Genomic DNA, 5,022 nt, shown 5'->3' with positions numbered 1-5,022 from the left:
GCGCCAGAAAGGGCTGTTCGCGCTCGCCCACGTGGGCATGAACCTGAACTACCTGTTCCTCAAGCTGCCGGCGTTCACGAGCACGTTCCCGTACATGCAGCCCGATGGCCTGGGCATGTCCGTCCTGTTCACGAGCCCGGGACTGCTCCTGGCGTTCCTCGCGCCGTGGCGTGACCGCCGCTCGTGGCTGCTGCTGCTGGCCGCGATCCTCGTGCTCATCCCCACGCTGCTCTACTACGGCGGCGGGTGGCTGCAGTTCGGCTACCGCTACTTCCTGGACTCCATCCCGTTCGTGTGGGCGATGGGCGCCCTCGCGGTCGCGAGGCGGGGCCAGGTCCCGTGGTGGGGCTGGACGCTGATCGGCTGGAGCGTCCTGATGGGGTTCGTCGCCGTGTACTGGGCCTACAACCTCCACTGAGTCGCCCAAGGCGAACCGCCGGCGGGCCCTGGGCTCGCCGGCGGTCGCGCTGGATGTCGGGCGGCTCGCCGCCGGCGGCTCAGCGGCCTACTTGATGGCGAAGGAGTCGAACGAGACGTCGTAGCCCTTGGCGGTCGACCGCTTGGAGCCGACGACGACGATCTTGATCGTGTGGACGGCGTTCGAGAGTGGCGCGGAAGTCCAGAGCCGCTGCTTGTACGCCGTGGCCGACCGGTAGAGGTCGATCGTCGCCTTCCTGGACCCGTCGATGTAGACGTACGCCTTGCCGGACGCCGCGCCCTTGGTTCCATACCAGCTGATGGCGGTGCCCTTGAACTGGAAGCTCAGGGCCGGCCCGGACCTGCCGGTCGCGGCAAGGAAGTCCGTCTGGTCGTAGGCGGATCCCGACGCCGAGGCGGTCGAGACCCTCCGGAACCGATCGACGACGCCCACGCCGTTGTCCTGGACCGTCGTGGTCCCGTTGACGATGAAGGCGTCGACGTAGACCCAGGTGCCCTTGGACGCCGCCGGCTTGGTGCCCTTCGGCACGACGCGCAGCGTGTGCAGGCCCGCCGCGAGGCCACCCTTTGACCACAGGGTCGCCTTGTACTTGCTGGACGAGGCATAGAACGACAGGCTGCCAGTCTGGAGGACTCCGTCGAGGTACACCGAGGCGTACCCACCCTGGGTCCCCCTGTAGCCCACGAGCGCGACGGACGTGCCTGCGAACGTGTAGGTCAGCGTGCTCGACACCTTTCGCGACAGCTTCATCGAGCCGCCGCTTGCCGAGGCCGTGGTCCAGCGTCCCCAGCCCTCCCGAACCACGGGCGAGTTCTCCTGGACGGTGGTCGAGGTCCGGATGTTCGCGGAGTACGGCAGGAGCGGGTTACCGCCCGTGTCGGTGATCGACGAGCTCAGCGTGACGTTGTAGGTCTGACCGGGCACAAGGATGGCGCTCGGCGTGAACCTCGCCTGGGTCGGGGAGAGGACGACGATGGTGCCTGCAACCGCCGTGCTGGTGCCGGCGATCGTGACCTTGAAGTTGGTGCTGTTCACCCACTTCACGGCCTCCGAGAAGGTCGCGGTGAACGCGGTCGTGATCGATGCCGCCGACGCAGGGCCGATCGTCACGCTGGGCCGCGAGGAGTCAACGGTGAAGTGGAGTGTTGACGACGTCGCGACGGTGGCGCCCGAGGCATTGAGTGCGCGCACTCGCCAGTAGTAGGTGCCGTTGGCGAGCAACGTCATAGGGGCCCAGGACGTCATGACCGTCGTCTGCGGGAAGCCCGTCACCTGCCCCAGGAACTGGGAGCTGGTGCTGAGGTCCACGCTGTACTTCGGGTAGGCCTGGGCGGACGACCACGTCAGCAGCAGGTTCGCCGGAGCGGGAGCCGCCCCGTTGATGGGGCTGACGAGGGTCGGGGCCGCCGGGTTGAGGACGAACGTCCAGGCATGGGAGGGAGCCGCGTCCGACCAGGCTCCTTCACGCCCGCCCGCGTCGTTCCGCCGCACACGCCAGTAGTAGGTGCCGACCGCCAGCGGTTCCGTGTAGGTCCAGGCTGTCATCTTCGTGGTCACCGTGGCGATCGGCGATGAGAAGTTGGCATCGTTGTCGATCTGCACGGCGTAGGAGGCGGCGTACGGCTGGGGGTTCCACTGGAGCGTCGGCACGCCGAGCACCTGGCCACCGTCGGCTGGCTGCTTCTGGACCGGCGAACCGGACTTCTTGGTGACGAAGCCGCCGCCCGCAAGGCTGACGGTCAGGAGGTTCTCGGACCCGTCCACCGCCTGGACGCGCCAGTACACGGGGCCCTCGGGATAGGTGACTCCGGACGGTGTGTAGAAGGGCGTGTTGACAACCCTGCTCTCGAGCGTGCTCGCGAAGTCACTCACCGTGGAGGTCTGGATCTGGTACTTGCGAGCTTCCTGGGGGATCGCGGGCGTCAGGCTCTGGTTCGTCTTGAGGTAGTCCTCCCACGACATCGTGAAGTCGTTGGCGACCTCCGCGGCGTTCGCGGGGCTCGTCCGGTGGACGCCCTCGGTCCGCTTCTGGAAGACGCTGCGGTTCGTGGGATCCAGCTCGATCGCGCCGCCGAGCGGCGTGACGTTCCAGTAGTAGGCCTGGCTGGCCTGGTTGTCGCGCCAGGAGTCCCGCGGGGCCAGGCGGTTGTAGGGCGTCGTGTATCTGCGGTAGGTGTTGGTGAAGTTCGGGTCGAGCGACACGGTGACGAGGTAGCCCGTGGCACCCGGGATGGCGTTCCACGTGAAGACCGGGGTATCGGCCACGGCGACGTCGCAAGCGGCGAGCGGGTCGCAGCGGTCAGGCGTCAGGTAGTCCGTGGGTGCGAGTGGCGCGACGGTGCCCTGCGAGGGGACCGTGGGTGGCTCATAGGTGAAGGACCACGGACACGCCTTGACCTCGCATCCGGGGTAGTTGTTGCCCGAGCGGATGCCGAGCACGCTGGAGGTCTGGGTCGGCGGTCCCCAGAGGTCGAATGCGGACGGGTTCATCACGGGATCGTCGAGGCCGGCGACGTCCCAGTAGTACGTGTGCCCGGTGATCAGCGTGACGTCACACGAACCGGGAACAATGAGCGCCGTGCCCGACCCCGCGGTGTAGGGCGTCCACGTCGTCCGGTTGGTGAGGCAGCCCTGGATGGTCCCGGACAGGAAGCCGGTGACGGGGTCGAGGGTCTCGCTGAATCGGAGGCGATACCAGGACGCGTTGCGAACCGGCGTCCAGGTGAAGGACGGGTTCTCCCAGGTGTCGTCGGCGTTGTCCTGGTCCGCGCTGCTGCCGCCGTCCGGCGGCCACACGTACTTCGGGACGTGGGAGAGATAGGCGGTATCGGACGGTATCCGCCAGGCCCGCTGGAAGACCCGCTCGTCGCCGGAGACGTTCTCCTTGTCCGTCCACGCGCCGAAGTTGGCGGAGCCGGCGGCATCGATCGCACGAACGCGCCAGTAGTAGTTGCCGTTGTTCAGCGGGATGGGTGGCTCATAGCGCGTCGACTTGACCGTGACATTGATCGTGATGTTGTTCTGCCAGTCGGGGTTGAGGCCCACCTGGAGCTGGTAGTTCGCCGCGCCGGGAACCGGGTTCCAGTCGAAGTAGACGTCCGTGACCTCGGTGGCCCCGGCGGCCGGGTAGACGAGCGTCGGGACATGCGGCCATGTCGAATGGAAGGCGTTCGGGCTCGACCAGTCTGAGTAGAGAGACCCCAGGTTGCCCCGGACCCGCCAGTAGAAGGTCTGGTCGACGGTCTTGGGCTCGGTGATCACGTACGAGGTGTTCTTCGTCGAGTAGGTCGTGGCGCCGACGAAGTCGTTCGCGTCGTCCACTTGCAGCTCGTACGACGCCGCTCCGGCGAGGGCTGTCCACCGGAACAGCAGCGGATCCGTGGGGAAGACCAGCTCGGACCCATCGGTGGGGCTGACGATGGTGGGGGCAGCCCCGATGCTCTTGGTGAATCGACCAAAGGCGAACGTCCCGACGGCGTTGCTCGCGTCGAGCGCGGCCACCCGCCAGTACATGGTCGCGACGGGAAGCTCGGCCGGGGGTGCGTAGCGCAGGTTGAGCGTCGTCACCGGGAAGCCGCCCACCTGTGAGCTGAACGCCTCGCTCGTGCTCACCTCGAGCCTGTACTTCGCGGCGCCTGGCACGGCCGTCCAGGTGAACACCGGGTTCGATCCCACCGACGCATCGATCGCCGGAGCCTTCAGCGTCGGTGCGGGCAGCGTGACCGCGGCCACGCCGGGCGGCGACGCCAGGGGAGCGAAGCCGGCCACGAGGACCGCCGCGAACATCAGCGCGGCGAGCCGACTCCGTGCATTGGCGGGACTCGACATGAGGAACCCCCTCCTTCTCCGATGACGCCCGGGATCCCGGGCGACCAAAGCGCGACATCACCGTGTGCCGGGCATGACCAACTGGCCGCCCCCGGATTGCCCTCACTCTACGCGTCCGGTGTGCCAGTCCTCCCTTACCCCAAAGTCATCGGATCGGCCCCCAAGCGGCCCCCCGGCACCGCCACCAGTGACCAGCATCTGGAATGATCGTCCAATGCAGACTGCCCGAACGACCCCGCTGCCCGCCCTGCTCCTCCTGTTCATCCTGTCCGGTGCCGCCGGCCTGATCTACGAGGTGGTCTGGGCACGGCAGCTGGTGCTGGTGTTCGGCAACACGAGCCAGGCGGTCTCCACGATCCTGACCGGCTTCTTCGGCGGCCTCGCGATCGGTGGCGCCGTGGGTGGGCGGGTCGCGGACCGCGTGAAGCGCCCGCTGCGCCTGTACGGCGTGATGGAGCTGATCGTCGTGGGGGTCGTGCTGCTGACGCCGGTCAGCTTCCGGCTCATCGGCGAGCTGTACCGCGGCATCTACCCGTCCCTCTCCGAGGCGCCCATCCTGCTGGCGCTCGTGCGCTTCGTGCTCGCGATCCTTGCGCTCGCCCCCGCGACCCTGGTCATGGGCGCGACGCTCCCGACCCTGACCCGCTTCCTCACCAAGGGCGGCCGCGGGATCGCCGGGGCGTTCCAGCGCCTCTACACGGCGAACACGTTCGGGGCGATCGTGGGCACGGCGCTCGCCGGGTTCGTGCTCATCG

Annotated in this window: 3 protein-coding genes; 2 read left to right on the top strand and 1 reads right to left on the bottom strand. The window is 67.9% G+C overall.

From position 1 onward, the window contains the following. The coding region (locus tag VGM51_17615; GenBank protein HEY3414853.1) for a hypothetical protein at positions 1-418 on the top strand (418 nt) is incomplete at its 5' end. Positions 419-505: 87 nt separating this feature from the next. Here the strand turns inward: VGM51_17615 and VGM51_17610 are convergent. Next, entirely contained in the window at positions 506-4,267 is a 3,762-nt protein-coding gene (locus VGM51_17610) for an Ig-like domain-containing protein (GenBank protein HEY3414852.1), read from the bottom strand. A 214-nt stretch (positions 4,268-4,481) separates the two neighbouring features. Here VGM51_17610 and VGM51_17605 point away from each other — a divergent pair. After that, a partial coding sequence (locus VGM51_17605; GenBank protein ID HEY3414851.1) for a spermidine synthase occupies positions 4,482-5,022 on the top strand: 541 nt, incomplete at its 3' end.

The organism is Armatimonadota bacterium, from assembly GCA_036504095.1.
Classification (GTDB): domain Bacteria; phylum Armatimonadota; class DTGP01; order JAKQQT01; family JAKQQT01; genus DASXUL01.
The sequence above is the reverse complement of the archived record's forward strand: the minus strand, read 5'-3'. Positions and strand labels throughout refer to the sequence as shown.